Source organism: Proteiniphilum propionicum, from assembly GCF_022267555.1.
GTDB lineage: Bacteria > Bacteroidota > Bacteroidia > Bacteroidales > Dysgonomonadaceae > Proteiniphilum > Proteiniphilum propionicum.
This window is the reverse complement of record NZ_CP073586.1, coordinates 869,012-884,096: the sequence shown is the minus strand read 5'-3', so window position 1 is coordinate 884,096 and position 15,085 is coordinate 869,012. Positions and strand designations below refer to the sequence as shown.

The following is a 15,085-nucleotide window of genomic DNA, read 5'->3' as shown; positions in this document are numbered from 1 at the left end:
GTAATCAGGTGAGTTGTTTTCTGTTTTATTTCATACACGTCTATTTTTTGTGAGTTATTAATTCTGTTTTTTACTGAATGTAATGTGCGATCCGGACATTGTGTACTGTAGCGGGGAAACAACAGTGATAAGATTCAGTACATTCTCCATACTGTTGTTCTTGATTTTTCCGCTATATTGTATCTCTGTTATTTCGGGTGATGTAAAAGAGATAGTTACGTTGTACATTCTTTCCAGTATTTTGGCAATGTCTCCTAATGTTTCTTTGTCGAACACGAATTGATCGGTCATCCAAAAAATGGCTTCATTTACACTGTCTATACGGGACTTACTGAACATTCCATCTTTAGTATTGAATGAAATACGTTCGTTAGGAGCCAGCACTTCGGATAACAATGAGTTGCTTACTTCAATTCTGCCTTCAATGAGTGTTCCGGTTATTTGATCATCATTGGAATATGCCTTAATGTTGAACTTTGTCCCCACAGCCTTTACCTGCAGATGGTCACGTGTTAACACGATGAACGGGTTGTTTGGGTTGCTTTGTACCTCAAAATAGGCTTCTCCTTCCAGTTTTACCATTCGGCTTTTTTCTCCGAAATCCGGAGAATAACGCAGTTCGCTGGCCGAATTGAGGCGCACCCGGGAACCGTCGGGAAGCTGAACGCTTGCCTTTTGTCCGTTTTCAACCATTACCACAAGTTCTTGTTGTGAATGATTACGGATCCGTTGGAGCGAGAGGCCCAGTATAAAAAACAGTATAGCTACGGCTGCTATGCTCGCCATTGCAATCCATCTGCTTTTGTGTTTCGGAAGGGTTTGGATATTTCGACGCATATACATCTTAAACTGTTCCCATGCTTTTTCCCTGTTTTCTGCGGCGAGCCGGGACGGATGCTGGCCGGCATCTTCCCATTTGCTTGCATAATAATCTCCAAATTGCTTTTCGCTTATCTGCTTTTGTTGATAAGCACGGAGCAACTTACCTATTTCTTCTTCCGATAGGGTATTGGAGAGAAATTTCCCAACCAAATTTGTAATTTCTTCTGACATATTTATTGTTATATACGTGAGGAAGGTAAAACCCTTACAAAGATTTCGGTTTTAACAAGAATATTAATTATTATTAACAATATAATGTTAAAAATGACGCATAAGGTTTCCGGAATTATAGCAACCGACAGATTAAAATATCAGCAAATTGAGGTAGTGTTTCAGTTTTTCATTTAAAAAAATAAGAGAGCGTCTTATTTGTGTTTCAACTGTTTTTTCTGAAATATTTAAATGGGAAGCAATATCTTTGTTTGACAGATTCTCTTTTCGGCTTAATAAGAAAATTTTACGTCGTGCTGTGGGAAGTTTTTCAATCAATTCTGAAAGAATTTTCTCCAGAAAAAGATTATTTACATCTTCTTCCGGATTACTCTCTTCCGGCATAATTTCCTGTTGAGTTTGTTCATATTTGTATTTTCGCAGCAATTGTTCCGTTTGTCTGTAAACATGATTTTTGGCAATGGTATAAAGAAGAGGTGCAATATTGGTATCGGGATCAATTGTTTCTCTTTTCTCCCAGAGCGTTATGAAGACAGTTTGTGTAATGTCTTCTGCAAAAGTTTTATTGAAAAGCGTGTTTAGTACAAATGTATAAACCTGATTGTAGTAGAAATGAAAAATATGTTCAAAGGCCTTTTCATCTCCTTCCTGCAGAAGGCGAAGCGTGCGTGAGTTTATATCTATTGTTTTGTTCTTCAAAGCACTTTTATACTTTATAGAAAAAACCCTTCATTTCAGATAAGGCTCATTTTGTCAGATTTGTAATATCTGTTAGTGACCGTTTGCAAAAAAGTTGCAAATTGATTGCTTTGATTTTACAAATGTATGAAAAAAATGTGAATTATTATTCTGTTCATTCAAACAGGCGATGACAGATCGGATTAAAGATTGCTATCTGGTATTTTAGAATTGCAACTTTCCCGGTAAGTTTTACATAGGTTTTTAAACAAAACCATGAAAAACACCGCGGGGGGGTGCTAAGCGGTTGGAGGTGCGAAACCCCAAAGAGTGTCAACCAGCAACATAATTTAATAAAAAAGGATCTTACTGTATACGGGTGAGCTGGTGTTAGGCGGATTCGGAGGTGAAAATTTACAAGCAGTACCCATAAATAATGTTTGGGGCGAATTAAATCGGCCGTGATTTAAAACATTTCATGTGTGATAAAACATTGCCATCGATTGGATGGCTTCCACCAAAAGGAGGTTTTACACCACGAGATGGCGGATGTGGCGAGGATTTAGACGACTTCGACGGCAACATGGATGAGAAGTCGGGATATTTATCTCTGTTACATGGCGTTGCGTTGTAGATTAAATCAATGTCGTCACGTTCGCACATTTTTTTTCCAATCCTCATCTCCCGTATAAATGGCAGCTTCCTTTCGCTTATTGTTTTTCAGCGATTTCTGACTGCTCTTGATTCGCTCCGGATTCAGGTCGCACAAAGCCACTATTTCCGTACCCTCAATCAGGCTAAGCCGATTGACTGCAGCGCCTCCCCGGCCCAGCCCTACTACCCCAATACGGACTGTAGGAATATGTTTGCAGCGGAGCCCCAGGACTGATTTTCCTTTTGCAGGAGGATTATTTTCGTCGGTAATGTTTACCATATCCAGGTCCGACACCGTTTTATTCATTCCATTTAGCTTGCTGCCAAGTATTACAGCACTTCCCGCTAGAGATGTTCTTAAAAATTCTCTTCTGTTAATTGCCATAGTTATTTGTATTTATTGTTTAATTAGTGATTCTAATCTGTCAAAACCTTTATTTGTGTATTATAAATTCCATTTGACTTTCGCTTCTGATTATTTTTATGGATACAGCAACAGGCCAGTCTATAAACATTTGGTGCTCTCATCATTTAAATTTATTTTTTTAGACATTATCACCGACATTATGAAAGAAAATACTAAGAGCCACAGAATATTATTTTCTAAAACGAAGCATCTGTATAATTATTAATTCTGCAAATCCGATTTTGCATAATATGGTCCATAGACTCCTTTTACTATCTGGTTTTCATCACGTGGCGACAGTACATAAATTTTGTACTTTCTGCCCTTATCAAACACCTTCAAAACAACATGCCCGTCTTCCTGGCAAACCGAATTTAGCCATTTTTCTTTACGGTATTGATTTCTGAGCCTGACTGGGAATTGAGTCGTAAATATCTTTGGCCCTCCTTCATGTGGAGATAGGGAAATAATTCGTTCCATGACAACCGGCTGAATGTGTTCGTAATCCCACACCGGGATTATGTATGCAAATGCTCCAATGTTTTTGACAAAACCCTCGCTCATTGCGTCTTTATATGCATGGTGGTTGGCTTTGCACACATCTACGGTGCCACATATTTTAGCAACTTCCTCCTCTGTATCAACCGGATTTTCCTTTTCGTCGAGCAACTGTCCGCTTAAGTCACCTCCTGTATAATAGGAAAACGGGCCGTACGAAATTCGCATGGCTACGCTTTTGGTATTCTCATTTTGCCAGTTTGTTTTATTATCGAGATGAAGTTCATAGTAGTCGGTCGTCTCCAAGCCTTCACCAGTCCATATTTTCCCGTTTGCCGCCAGGTTTTGAATGCTGAATGCCTCATGATATTTCTCTTTGTTTTTTAGTAACACAATCTGTTTGTTGCTGCCAATTTCAAAGCGCTCGGGGTATAATCCTTCCGTCTCAATTTTCCAGTCGACAAAGGCACGGTAATTGTCTACGTCCAAGTCATTAACAGAGAAAGGGTATTGATAGTCGGGCCAGCCGCGGTCTATCATCTTGCTGAAACTAATAGTTTCTCCAACTTCTGCTATACCAGTTAAAACGTAATCTGGGTTTCTTACTGAGGTCTGCTTGGCTTTATTTGTGCAATCGCCGGTGTGGTCATTATGAAAATGGGAAACCACCAGATAGTCGACATGGTTTTTAAATGGATTCACCTGCTCTATATAGCGGGCAATCCATTCGCCTGAACGACGTGAAGAGTCGGGCAGCAGCTCGCACATCTTGTCGTAATCGGAAGGATCCCAGTCCCCCGCATCTATCAGCATCGATGTGCCATCAGGGAAGATATGGAAATTTGCCTCTCCCCTTCCTGTATAAATATGATGGATGTCCATCTCGCCGTTTTTCCATCCGACATAGGGCTTTCCAATCTCGTTTTTAATGCCCGCGCATGACCATACCATACAAAAAAGGCATATAATTGCAATATGTTTTTTTATCATAGGAATTCAGTTTAATTAAATAAGAAAACCAAAAGCAAGCTATTTTTCATTTCTTTATTGCTGCAATTTTAACCAAATCCGACCAATATGGTTGTATTTAAAAACCTATTTTTTCAGCTCCAAAGTGACTAAAACCGGCATATGATCAGAGGCATTCTCCTTTATCACTTTTACATTTTTAATACGCCATTTATGGCCTTTGGAGACAAAGATATAATCGATCCGGGAAGAGGGTTCGTCAAAAGAAAATGTGTACTTGGCTTTCCCCCTCATTTTTGCTACATCTTCAAAATATTTAGTTATTTCTTGGTAAGAGGGCGAATCTGGTGTAAAATTTAAATCTCCCCCCATAACTACAGGAATAGTTGAGTCTTTGAGAATATTGCAGACTGCCTTGGTTTGAGCCAGCCTATTTTCGGGAAACTGGTGGCACAGATGGGTCCCGGCAAATATAATTTTTTGTCCGTTTGAAAAAGTATGTTCTATCATCAGTAAAGCACGACCTTCACCACCTGATGGAGTCGGCAGGTTATAAGACATGGACTTGGAGGGAAAACGCGATAAGACACCCTCGCCATAACCTCCTTCGCTGTAAGGAATAGCCTTACCAAAAAAACCATACATCCCGGTCATGGCAGCAAGTTCTTTTATAACATCCATTTTTACCCCGTTATTTATTGTTGCCGTACGATTGGTCATGCTATCTACTTCCTGCATGGCAACAAAGTCAGGTTTGTATTTATTGATAATTGCAGAGATTTTTTCCAAATTTTTCTCACCCGGAGAATAATATTCTTCCCCATGATAGATATTGTATGTCATTACTTTTATCTCTTGCCCAAAAGAAGCAAGTGGAATATACAGCGAACAGATAAAGGTTAATAATGCAACCCATCGTATTTGTTTTTTTGTTACCTTGTACTCATTTGTAAAAACATCAATTGTGTTCATTTTATTTATAATTAATTATTGTGTGGCTCAAAATATGGCATTTTTTAAAATTAAACAGTTGCTTTAATAGAAATAGTTTTTTAGTGGATCAAGCACCATCTAAAAATTAAACCCTTTAGAGGATCAATCGGAACAGATGCACGTATCGAGATATTTACGGCTATCACTGCTTATTGAATGATAGCCGTAATTGGGTAATACCTCTATTGTTAATATTCTACTTATTGTCCTTTAATAGTAAATTTATATTTATCGTCACCTATATCGTATCCGCTAAAGTCAATTACCAACTCCATCACCCCCGAAAGTAGGCTATAAGTTCCCGCATCACCCTTATGGAATGTAACATCATATCCTGAACCAACAAGGTGTACATCGTCTAAAAGGGTGATTTTTCCGGAAAATAACTCGGGGTCATAATCCCCTAGCTCCAGTTCGAAAGTTGCCATTAGTGCTTCGTCGTCCCAAAAAGGGAATGTCAGGTTTAATCTGTCACAACTGCTGGAAACTTTAGTGCCTGTGCAATATCCCGGACTGTAGCTGCTCCAGATGCCATCGCTACAGAAAATATTACCTACCCAGTTATCGACTTTACAATTAATTACAATTTTTTCAAAGTCAACCACGACGGTCCATTCGGCACTTCTTCCGGTAGGGGAAATAACTTTATATTTTGTGGGTTTCGAGAAATCTCCATATTCACCAAAAGCCGGGGAATCGCCAAGAGGTTCTATTGTACAACCTTCTTCGAGAGATGCCTGTGCCCAGATATTTGAAAAATTAACCGAACGGTCTTTTACAAATACCGAATCAATAAAGTTAATGGTGTCTATCACATTGGTTTGACTTATGGGATTTCGAATAATCCCGGTAGAATCCATATTGGCAAGAGTAATTGATTTTATAAATGGTTTGTCTGGAATAATTGACACATCAATATCTACTCCCTGCTGGCAACCCACTACTATCAAAGATAGTCCCAGTATGATTTTATAAATATTCTTCATTTCATTTAATTTTTGTTTTTTCGATAAAATTCGCCATGTACAATAAATGCTATTCGTTTTTTGACGTGGCCTATTTTAATGTCTATCTTTTTTAACTAATATTAATCCCAATCAAAAATCTGTTTTAAATTTTTATTTAAATTAAGTTGAGAAGTAGGGACAGGACGGTAGTAATACTTAGGCTCGACAAAACTACCTAATCCGTTTTTTTCGGCTTTGAACATGATATGTCCGTGATCTCCATATTCAAGAAAATACGGAATATTGCTTTTCGAGGTAATCTCAATTGAAATATCCCCGGGCAAGTCTGAAGGGATATTTTCGTCAGTATCACAGATGTAATAGTCTGGACTTCCGTCGCCAGTAATATCAACTAGTCCCGATTTAGGCACATATATTCCCTGCTGAGGGAACTCATAAACTTTGCCCATTTTCCATCTCATCAGGTCGTCATACCTAAATCCTTCGGCAAACAATTCAATGTTTCTTTCTCTTCGAATTTCTAACAGTTCAGCACTTTGTGTTGATTTAATATTGTTGTACATTTCAGCCATCATAGGATCGATAGGAGGGTTCATAAATAGATTGGGCATACCGGCTCTTCTTCGCAAAACATTTATCGTTTTATCCAGGTCAGCCTGGGTGAGTTCTCCCATCTCAGCCTTTGCTTCTGCATATATCAGTAATAATTCAGCATACCGGTATAAAGGGAGTGATGTGGAAGCCGAAACATAAATGGCCAAATGGTTTTTGCTCTCATCGGGTAAAAACTTGATTTGTCCGTATCCTCCGGTTTTGTTTATGGGCAATTTGTGGGCCCTGATTTTGTACAGCACATAGCCGGGATACATGATTGACTGCTTTAACCTTGGATCCCGATTTTCAAAAATATAATTTATCTGTAAAGTATCGGTAACACTACGGGGAACAAAGGATCCATCCTTGTAAAGATACGAATCGACAAAGGAACGGCTAATCCCGTTTTCATAATCAAGTACTTTTCCTGAATTGTTTTCCCGCTTATTCTCTTCGTGAGCAAGGTACATGATAACTTCACAATTGTCATTCAGTTCATACGATTTAAAAAGGCTACCGTAGTCGGTGTCAAAGTTTGAGGTTGAATAAATATCAAACTTTTTGGATTCCATCACCTCACTGGCAGCAGCAATGGCTTTATTTAGAAAATACTCTGGTGTTTTCACCACATGCAAATCAGCTTCTCCTTCGTGGTATTTCCTATAAGTTCCTTCGTAGAGACAAAATCTTGCCAATTCAGTAAAGGCAGCCCACTTTGATAATCGCGTTTTATGCTTGCTTTCCCCCATATATTTTGTGGCATATTCAAGGTCGGCAATAATTGAATCAACGACTATCTCACGGGTATCCCTAGCTTTGTATAACAAATCAATATCGGTATCAGTAAGTACCTTCCCATACCAAGGAACATCGCTATAGGTTTTAACCTTGTCGATATAAAAACGTGCCCTGAAGAATTTACCAACAGCCTTAAATTTGTTGATCTCCAGATCATCTCCCTCTATATTTAATGAATTATCGAGCAGCGTATTAATGGCCCTTAAAGAGCCCCAGTCCCATCCGCCAGCATTATCTGCAGTGATGGTTCCTAGCATAAGGGACCTGATGTTACCTTTTTCAATAGTGGTATTATCGGTATTGCGGTCGATGTTTTCGACATATAGATAGTCATAAAACTGATTTGAATAAGTTTCAAGATCAGCGACTGTTTTGAAAAAATTCTTTTCTACGATACTCGTTTGAGGATAACGCTCCAGAAAATCATCATTGCAGGCTAGCAATGCGACTGAAGCTGTTATTATGCATAATGTTTTTTTCATCTCATTAAAATTGTTTATTGATTATGCTATTTTATTTAACCAGCATGGTCATTCATTCTTCTCATTCCCAGTAGTGTGAGAGGTTGTGTATGTTTTTTTAAGATTCCATGTTGATTTCATAAACTTTAATTCTTTTAAAATGTAAAATTCACACCAAATAAAAATGTTTTCTGAAGTGGATATTTTGCCAATGTCTCGGGATCGCAATTTTTGTTTTCAAATGCAGTCCATGTAAACAAGTTTTCACCACTGACATAGAATCGAATTCCAGAAATATTCACATTTTGAATTAGGGATTCTGGTAGGGAATATCCCAAGCTGGCATTTTTAAGTCGCATATAAGTTCTTTTCTGTAAATAGCGGGTGTTTGCCCGAATCAGTTCGCCACCACCCCACCACGAAGCGGCATACCCTTTTAAGCGGGGCATATAAGCGTCGGTATTTTCGGGAGTCCACATATTGTCAAGATGCCATTTAGTTACGTTCATCCAGGGAGTTTGATAAACGCTCCAAAAATATGTGTCGCCAGGATAATAGTCTCCCTTCAGGATTCCTTGAACAAACAAGCTCAAGTCAATTCCTTTCCAATTACAGTCGAACATAAAGCTGGTCCGGTAACGAGGAGATGAATTGCCAATAATTTTTTGATCTTGCAGGTCGTAAATGGTATTGCCTGTCCTGATTACTCCGTCGCCATTCAGATCTTCAATCTTAATATCACCTGGTCCAGGGGGTACTTTGTCAGGATAAGTCCACAACATTCCTTGATTGGCATGATTCTTTAATTCATCGGGAGATTGGAATAATTCGTTGGAAACAAAGCCAAAGATTGTCCCAATTTCATAACCAACATAGTAATCACTTAATTTGCCGTCAGGGTTATCATACTTGGTAATCCATGCCCGACTGTCTGAAAGAATTGCTTTAACAGAATAATTAAAGGGTGATTTCAGTATTTTCGCCTCGTTTCGCCATGAAACCGTTAGTTCCCAACCTTTGGTAATCAAATCGGCAGCATTCATTTTTGGAGATGAAGTCCCTAAAACAGCTGGCAGTGTTTTACCCGGGGTCAGCATGTCGTATGTGTTGCGGTGATAATAGTCAAATGTTGCGCTCAGACGATTTTGGAGAAAACCCATGTCTACCCCGTAATTTATTGTGCTAACTGTTTCCCAGGTTAAATTGGGGGATACCAGCCCTGGTGCATAAACAGTGGTAAGTTGATCAAGTTTATTGCCACCGTAAATAATCGCCTCGGTTTTACCGGAATACATACTGGGTAAGTAGAAATAGGAACTCACATCCTGATTTCCTAAATTACCATAAGAAATTCTGGGTTTCAGATAATTCACATAGGAACTAAGAGGTTTGAAAAATTCTTCTTTCGATAAATTCCATCCAGCCGATATTGAAGGGAAAAAACAGAATCGTTTGTTGCTTGGAAACCTAGAGGTCCCATCGTATCTCCCATTAAATTCAAAAAGGTATTTGTTATCGAAGTTGTAATTTAATCGGTAAAAAACGCTCCGGGTAGCCCAATCGTCAATGTTTTCCCCAACTAAAGGATCGCCTGTAGCTAAATTAATCGAAGGCACATTCTCACTGATTAAGTCTTTGTTAGATGCCCAAAACCAGTTATTGTAATAATATTCCTGATTATACCCCGCCAAGCAATGCACTTTATGCTTGCCGATTTCTTTATCATAGTCAAAATATAAATCAAAAACGTTTTGGTTTTTTGACTGAGCTTCACGCTGAGCCTCTTTTAAAGGGCGATAGATTTCAACATGATCGGGTCCCAGTTTGTAGGGGATAGGGATCCAAAATGCCGACATGTCATAACTGGCTTTCAGAAAAGAGGCTTTACCTGTAAAAACCAGGTCTTTATATAAGGTGGCTTTCGCTGTAAATGTTGTGTTGAAATTATTATTTTTGGAGACCCTTCTCCCTCCATCTTTTATAGCTCCGAACACGGAAGCTCCTCTTGCAGTCCAAGAACCATCAGGATTTTTGATCATATCGAAAGTTGGGGTTTCAAACAAGGTTTGAACATCTATCCTTCGGGATGATTCATCGTATATATCGTAGGAAAATCCAGAATTATTCGACAGTACCAACCAGGGAGTCAAATTATAATTGATTTTAAACCGAAGATTGTAACGGTCAAAATCCTCTTTTGCAATTTTAAACAAACCACCTTGCCTGTTAAAGGCTCCGGAGAAATAATAATTAACCTTTTTCTCTTTTCCTGAAATTGAGAAATTATGGTTTTGAGATATTGCATGTTTTTTGGCTGCTTCTTTAAACCAGTCGGTACTTCCTGCATACTGCCACCGATCTGGTTGTTCCGGATTTAATCTTATTGGGTCGGCCTCTCCTCTGGCTACAGCATGTAAATAGTCCATATCATTCGAACCATAGATATCCTTTACCGAATACCACAAACCACTTCCAAGCACCCGTAATGACACAACGGTATCAGGCTCAGTTACAAATTGAGGGATAGTGATAGGCCTGCGGAAAGAAACATTTGAACCTACAGTCACAATCAATTTTTCTTTTTGGGCATTTTTGGTGGTCACTAACACCACACCAAAGGCCGCTCTAGCCCCATAAATTGCTGCCGATGCAGCATCCATCAATGTAGATATATTTTCAATATCACTGGGGTTCAATTTCATCAGTTGTTCTACTGTTGAAGGCACATCGTCAATGACAATTAAAGGAGTTCCTCCGGTCAACGAAGTCATTCCACGTATATTAAAACTAGGCACCTCTGTGGCCACTCCACTTGACATGCTAATGTTCAAGTTAGGGATAATGCCTTGAAGACCAACAGCAATATTGGGAATTGGGCGGTTCTCAATTTGCTTCGGATCAGCTTGCCCTACAGCACCGGTTAGGTTTGCTTTCTTTTGTGTTCCGTATCCCACTACCACCAACTCTTCGAGCATCTCCGAATCTGACTCCATCACCACCAATACGTTACTCCTTCCTTTAAGAGATACTTCCAGCGCTTTCATTCCAACATAACTGAACAATAAGACTGCATCTTCCGGAATTCCGGAAAGGGTGAAATTTCCGTCGATATCGGTAACCGTACCTTTGCTAGCATCGCCTTGCACTATAACCGTAGCGCCAATAACTGGTTCTCCGTTTGAATCGGTAACGGTTCCTTTTACGGTTTTTCCTTGCTGTTGGGCTGTTTGCTCCAAATTAGTAAGAATGTTAGTTGTTTGTTGGGCTTTTTTTGAAAGGACAATATAGTTGTTCTCAAAATCGTAGCCGATATCAGTATTTGCAAAAGCTTCGTTAAGGTATTCGGAGACTTTATCCGATTTCCGTTGGAAAGTAATTATTCTGTTGGTATTTACTTCGCGGTTGCTGTAAACGACCAGATAGTCCGTCTGTTTTTCAATTTCACTGATCAGCTGACTTACGGTTACAGAGTTGGATCTCAGTTCAATTATAGCATCCTGGGCATTTGTATTTGTTGCCATCAGTTGAAATGCGAAGGCAAACAATAGAAATAAGCAGATTTTCATGATTTTGAATAAATCTTTAAAGTCGCTTTTTTTTAGCAAAAAGCGATCCGATGAAATGTTTTTTATCATATATTTGTATGAGTTTAAAGTGAATACTAAGTGATAGTTCATTACAATTAGACTATTTCTAACAAAGGCATAATTCCAACAAGTTTGTCTTATGCACGTATTGCTTAACGAAATAGTTGAATTTTTGCTTTAAGCTTAGCGGCAGGTGTTGGCGCACCTGTCGCTTTTTTATTTATGAATCTGATTCTTCATAGGCAATTATATTTTAGAGAGTTCATTATTTTATTTTTTTAAGGTGATGATATTTTCGTCTTTGTCTTTTTCAATCTTAAATGGCTGAATTTTTTGTATAATACGCATGATCTCGTCAATTCCATCGCGTTGGCGAAATTTTCCGGTGTATCTTGTATTGAATATTTCAGGATCTTCCACTATAATTTTCACATCGTAGTAGAGCTGCAATTTCTCAATGATATCGATCAAACATTCGTTGTTAAAAGAGTAAATTCCATTTCTCCAAAGCAGATGATCGGGATTATCGATATTGCCGACAGTCATACTACTTCCTTTTATTATCACTTGTTCATTTGGTTTCAGGACTATACTGATATTCTCATTGTACTCCTGATAGACTTTCACTGAACCTTCTACCAGGTCTGTTTGAATGTATCCTGCTCCGGGATAACTATACACGTTGAATTGTGTTCCAAGCACCTTCATATGAGTGTTTTGTGTGGTAACGATAAAAGGTTTATTTTTATCTTTTGCCACATCAAAAAAAGCTTCACCTGTAATCTCTACCTGCCGCTTTCGTTTAGAAAAGCGAGAAGGGTATTTCAAAGTTGATTGTGCATTTAGCCAGACTTCGGTTCCGTCTTGTAACCTTAGTTGCGCCCGTTGTCCCGCCGGTACGAATAACGTGTTCATTGCCGTTGCCTCTGAGTCAGTGATCCAGAGCGTAGCCCAAACGGTTGAAGCGACCAGAATAAGCGCTATTGCTGCATATTTCGCAATATTGACAAAGATTTTTCTTTTGGCATTACGTTTGACTCGAGAGATAAATGTTTTGAAATGTCTGTCTCCCTCACTACGGTCTGTGGGGTGAGATGAAAGTTCCGAAACCGCACTTAGATTCTGTAAACGAATGAATTCGGCCTTTAACCGGTCGTCGTTTTCAATACTGAGAGTCAATTCCAATTGTTCGCTAATCGTTAATTCTCCAGAAAAATATCGCAATAGTTGTTCGTCCATTTTAATGCTTGTTATTAATAAAACGAATGAAAAGTAAAAATCCGCTAATGAAAGAGTAAATTTTTTTCTTTAGGCAAGTATAGAGGGTAAAATAGTTTGGAATATTCAGTTGTGGAAACTTTTTCGTTAAACCGGTCGGGCAAAGAAGAAACTTGCTGCAACTTCGTCTTGTAAAGGATTGGTTTGATAGAGATGGTGAAATAAAATCTGAGAAGATTAAATCCATTGATAATAAGTTAAATAAAAAAGAAGATAAAGAGTGGAATGTAATCTTTTAATGCCTCTCTCAGCTTTTTGAAGGCTATGCCCATCTGGCTTTCAACGGTGTGGATTGAGATGTTGAGTTCTTCTGCGATTGTTTTTTGTTTTTTCCCTTCTATTTTACTCATCACGAAAATTTCCCGGCATTTTTCGGGTAGTGCATCAATTGCTTTTTGGATGATGGTATCGATATTGTTATCTGAGAGAAGCCTGTTGTCCAGCTCTTCCAAAGATGCGAGTCTCAGTTTCAGGCTATGGGTGTATTCATCCTGCATCTCGGTGATAGCGTGTTGTTCAAGGGTTTTACGACGGAGGAAATCGATACTCCTGTTTTTCAACATCATAAATAAGTATCCGTTAAAGTTCACGAAAGAAGAGAATTCCATCTTTTTCTCCCAAAGCTCTGAGAAAATGTCGTGCACAATATTTTCAGCGTCCTCCTCGTGGATTAGGTATTGCTGTGCAAATCGTTTCATTCGTGCATAGTTGGAAACATACACTTCTTCAAATTGAGCCTTGTATCCCGATGATGACTGCACCTGAAAATTATTTTTAGTTTTTTTGAGAAATCGAACCTCAAAAATATAAAAATATTATAATTAATACAAATCTCAAATATATTAATGATGGTTTAAATCAGAAACTCTACTGCCTGTGAAAACACATTGACGAAAGCTCTGTTCACCGATGAGGCATCCTTTGTGTTAATGGGGAACGGGTTCTCGTGTGTATAGGGAAAAGGGAAATCGATTAATTGGACAGTGGCTTCCGCGGTTTTTCGGCCCAAAGCTTCCAGAACTCCCTTGTAAGGTATTACCTGGTCTTTGGCGAGTACAATTCCTTTTATTCGTTTAGCCAAACCTGAAAATAATTTTTCGCGTTTGCTCTTCATCCTTTCAGGCGTTATCATTCGCATAAATGCATTAAAGCCATTGTCTTGTTTCCATATTGGTGCTTTTTCGTTACCGAAAACATTAATATAATAGTGTTGCAACTTCTCAAATGCAGGTTTATCCATAATGCTTCTTGATATGCCAAACATGGAACGGAAGATGCTTCCGCCACAAAACATAAATAGGCGGGAGTCGGAAAAAAGATCTTTATCGTTTGCCATAAGGGCAACCTGCGAAAGAAAGGTACCTATGGAGTATGAGAAGATGTCTATTTGGGCACCTTCCCCGAAAAGCGTATGATGCCCTGTTTTTATCTCTTCGAAGAGAATAGTTAAATCTTCCCAGGATTGACGCCCCGACAGATAAAATCTTTCTGGAAACTGACTTATGCGGTCGCTTAAAGCTACATTGGCATAGCTGATAGAACGATCGCCGTTGAATTTTTCCCTTCTGAAGTTTAACAGTTGCGACAGGCTTAAACTACGGGGGTTTGACCATGAGAGCGGAGAACGGTTTATATGGAAAGCTAACGGGAATAATATTACCGGTTTGCGAGTATGGTTACAGATATATTCAGCCCATGGCAGGTATTTATTCCAGCTTCTCTCGTTAAGCCCGTGCAGAAGCACGATGGCTTCGTTAAATTTCTTTTTTTCAGAAGGAGTAAAGACCGGATATTCGAAAGAAAAATTTTCGGTGATATTGTTGTCCCAGTACTCTGATATTTTATTTTTACCTTCATTTGAAAAACTGTGGAAACTGAAAAAACAGATATCGATATTGTTTTTCTCCAAATGAGATTCAATCCCCTGTTTGAAACATTGATTAAGTTCTTTGTATTGTTTCAAATAACTTGTCATAATTCCTTTTTTCGGTAAAAGAACAGGCTTTTTCACTTATTAGCAAATGAAAGGGAAAGTGGCAGCAATTTAGGGATATATTCTTGTATATGGGGTGAAATCTGATATGCAGGGGTGAAAAATCTCCTCCGCATCCTCAATTATTTTGGTAAGTCTTCAATAAAAATTTAATT

At 38.6% G+C, this 15,085-nt stretch carries 12 protein-coding genes; 1 reads left to right on the top strand and 11 read right to left on the bottom strand.

Features of this window, described 5'->3' with window-relative positions:
* Nucleotides 1-57: 57 nt before the first annotated feature.
* Both KDN43_RS03360 and KDN43_RS03355 read right to left on the bottom strand, forming a co-directional pair.
* Nucleotides 58-1,053: a FecR family protein gene (locus tag KDN43_RS03360; protein ID WP_238868279.1), complete on the bottom strand. Its 996-nt coding sequence runs from the start codon at nucleotides 1,051-1,053 to the stop codon at nucleotides 58-60.
* A gap of 132 nt (nucleotides 1,054-1,185) precedes the next feature.
* Nucleotides 1,186-1,752, bottom strand: coding sequence for an RNA polymerase sigma-70 factor (locus KDN43_RS03355; protein ID WP_238868278.1), 567 nt, complete (start codon nucleotides 1,750-1,752; stop codon nucleotides 1,186-1,188).
* Between the two features lie 457 nt (nucleotides 1,753-2,209).
* Here KDN43_RS03355 and KDN43_RS03350 point away from each other — a divergent pair, with 457 nt between their 5' ends.
* Nucleotides 2,210-2,365 (top strand): hypothetical protein, encoded by a 156-nt coding sequence (locus KDN43_RS03350; RefSeq protein ID WP_238868277.1) that lies wholly within the window; start codon nucleotides 2,210-2,212, stop codon nucleotides 2,363-2,365.
* 15 nt (nucleotides 2,366-2,380) lie between these two features.
* On the opposite strand, the gene KDN43_RS03345 is transcribed toward KDN43_RS03350, so the two are convergent.
* The 9 genes from KDN43_RS03345 to KDN43_RS03305 all read right to left on the bottom strand — a co-directional run bounded on the left by KDN43_RS03345 (nucleotide 2,381) and on the right by KDN43_RS03305 (nucleotide 14,912).
* Complete coding sequence (locus KDN43_RS03345; protein ID WP_238868276.1) at nucleotides 2,381-2,770, bottom strand: hypothetical protein; 390 nt, start codon at nucleotides 2,768-2,770, stop codon at nucleotides 2,381-2,383.
* A gap of 243 nt (nucleotides 2,771-3,013) precedes the next feature.
* On the bottom strand, nucleotides 3,014-4,279 hold the full coding sequence (locus KDN43_RS03340) for a ComEC/Rec2 family competence protein (protein WP_238868275.1): 1,266 nt from the start codon (nucleotides 4,277-4,279) through the stop codon (nucleotides 3,014-3,016).
* 105 nt (nucleotides 4,280-4,384) lie between these two features.
* On the bottom strand, nucleotides 4,385-5,230 hold the full coding sequence (locus KDN43_RS03335; RefSeq protein ID WP_238868274.1) for an endonuclease/exonuclease/phosphatase family protein: 846 nt from the start codon (nucleotides 5,228-5,230) through the stop codon (nucleotides 4,385-4,387).
* A 221-nt stretch (nucleotides 5,231-5,451) separates the two neighbouring features.
* On the bottom strand, nucleotides 5,452-6,237 hold the full coding sequence (locus KDN43_RS03330; protein WP_238868273.1) for a DUF5018-related domain-containing protein: 786 nt from the start codon (nucleotides 6,235-6,237) through the stop codon (nucleotides 5,452-5,454).
* Nucleotides 6,238-6,338: 101 nt separating this feature from the next.
* Complete coding sequence (locus KDN43_RS03325; protein WP_238868272.1) at nucleotides 6,339-8,093, bottom strand: RagB/SusD family nutrient uptake outer membrane protein; 1,755 nt, start codon at nucleotides 8,091-8,093, stop codon at nucleotides 6,339-6,341.
* Nucleotides 8,094-8,227: 134 nt separating this feature from the next.
* Nucleotides 8,228-11,593 carry a SusC/RagA family TonB-linked outer membrane protein gene (locus tag KDN43_RS03320; RefSeq protein ID WP_238868271.1) on the bottom strand — a complete coding sequence of 1,122 codons (3,366 nt, stop codon included), beginning with the start codon at nucleotides 11,591-11,593 and terminating at the stop codon, nucleotides 8,228-8,230.
* Between the two features lie 336 nt (nucleotides 11,594-11,929).
* Entirely contained in the window at nucleotides 11,930-12,898 is a 969-nt protein-coding gene (locus KDN43_RS03315; RefSeq protein ID WP_238868270.1) for a FecR family protein, read from the bottom strand.
* 236 nt (nucleotides 12,899-13,134) lie between these two features.
* A complete protein-coding gene (locus KDN43_RS03310) occupies nucleotides 13,135-13,698 on the bottom strand; it encodes an RNA polymerase sigma-70 factor (protein WP_238868269.1) in 564 nt (187 codons plus the stop codon).
* Between the two features lie 92 nt (nucleotides 13,699-13,790).
* The gene (locus KDN43_RS03305; protein ID WP_238868268.1) at nucleotides 13,791-14,912 is read right to left on the bottom strand and encodes a DUF6051 family protein; all 1,122 of its coding nucleotides are present in this window, start codon (nucleotides 14,910-14,912) and stop codon (nucleotides 13,791-13,793) included.
* Between the last annotated feature and the right edge of the window lie 173 nt (nucleotides 14,913-15,085).

What these genes read in the sequence shown, in the direction of transcription:
- KDN43_RS03360 (WP_238868279.1), bottom strand. Translation starts at nt 1,053, where the DNA reads ATGTCAGAAGAAATTACAAATTTGGTTGGGAAATTTCTCTCCAATACC.
- KDN43_RS03350 (WP_238868277.1), top strand. Translation starts at nt 2,210, where the DNA reads ATGTGTGATAAAACATTGCCATCGATTGGATGGCTTCCACCAAAAGGA.
- KDN43_RS03345 (WP_238868276.1), bottom strand. Translation starts at nt 2,770, where the DNA reads ATGGCAATTAACAGAAGAGAATTTTTAAGAACATCTCTAGCGGGAAGT.
- KDN43_RS03340 (WP_238868275.1), bottom strand. Translation starts at nt 4,279, where the DNA reads ATGATAAAAAAACATATTGCAATTATATGCCTTTTTTGTATGGTATGG.
- KDN43_RS03335 (WP_238868274.1), bottom strand. Translation starts at nt 5,230, where the DNA reads ATGAACACAATTGATGTTTTTACAAATGAGTACAAGGTAACAAAAAAA.
- KDN43_RS03330 (WP_238868273.1), bottom strand. Translation starts at nt 6,237, where the DNA reads ATGAAGAATATTTATAAAATCATACTGGGACTATCTTTGATAGTAGTG.
- KDN43_RS03325 (WP_238868272.1), bottom strand. Translation starts at nt 8,093, where the DNA reads ATGAAAAAAACATTATGCATAATAACAGCTTCAGTCGCATTGCTAGCC.
- KDN43_RS03320 (WP_238868271.1), bottom strand. Translation starts at nt 11,593, where the DNA reads ATGGCAACAAATACAAATGCCCAGGATGCTATAATTGAACTGAGATCC.
- KDN43_RS03315 (WP_238868270.1), bottom strand. Translation starts at nt 12,898, where the DNA reads ATGGACGAACAACTATTGCGATATTTTTCTGGAGAATTAACGATTAGC.
- KDN43_RS03305 (WP_238868268.1), bottom strand. Translation starts at nt 14,912, where the DNA reads ATGACAAGTTATTTGAAACAATACAAAGAACTTAATCAATGTTTCAAA.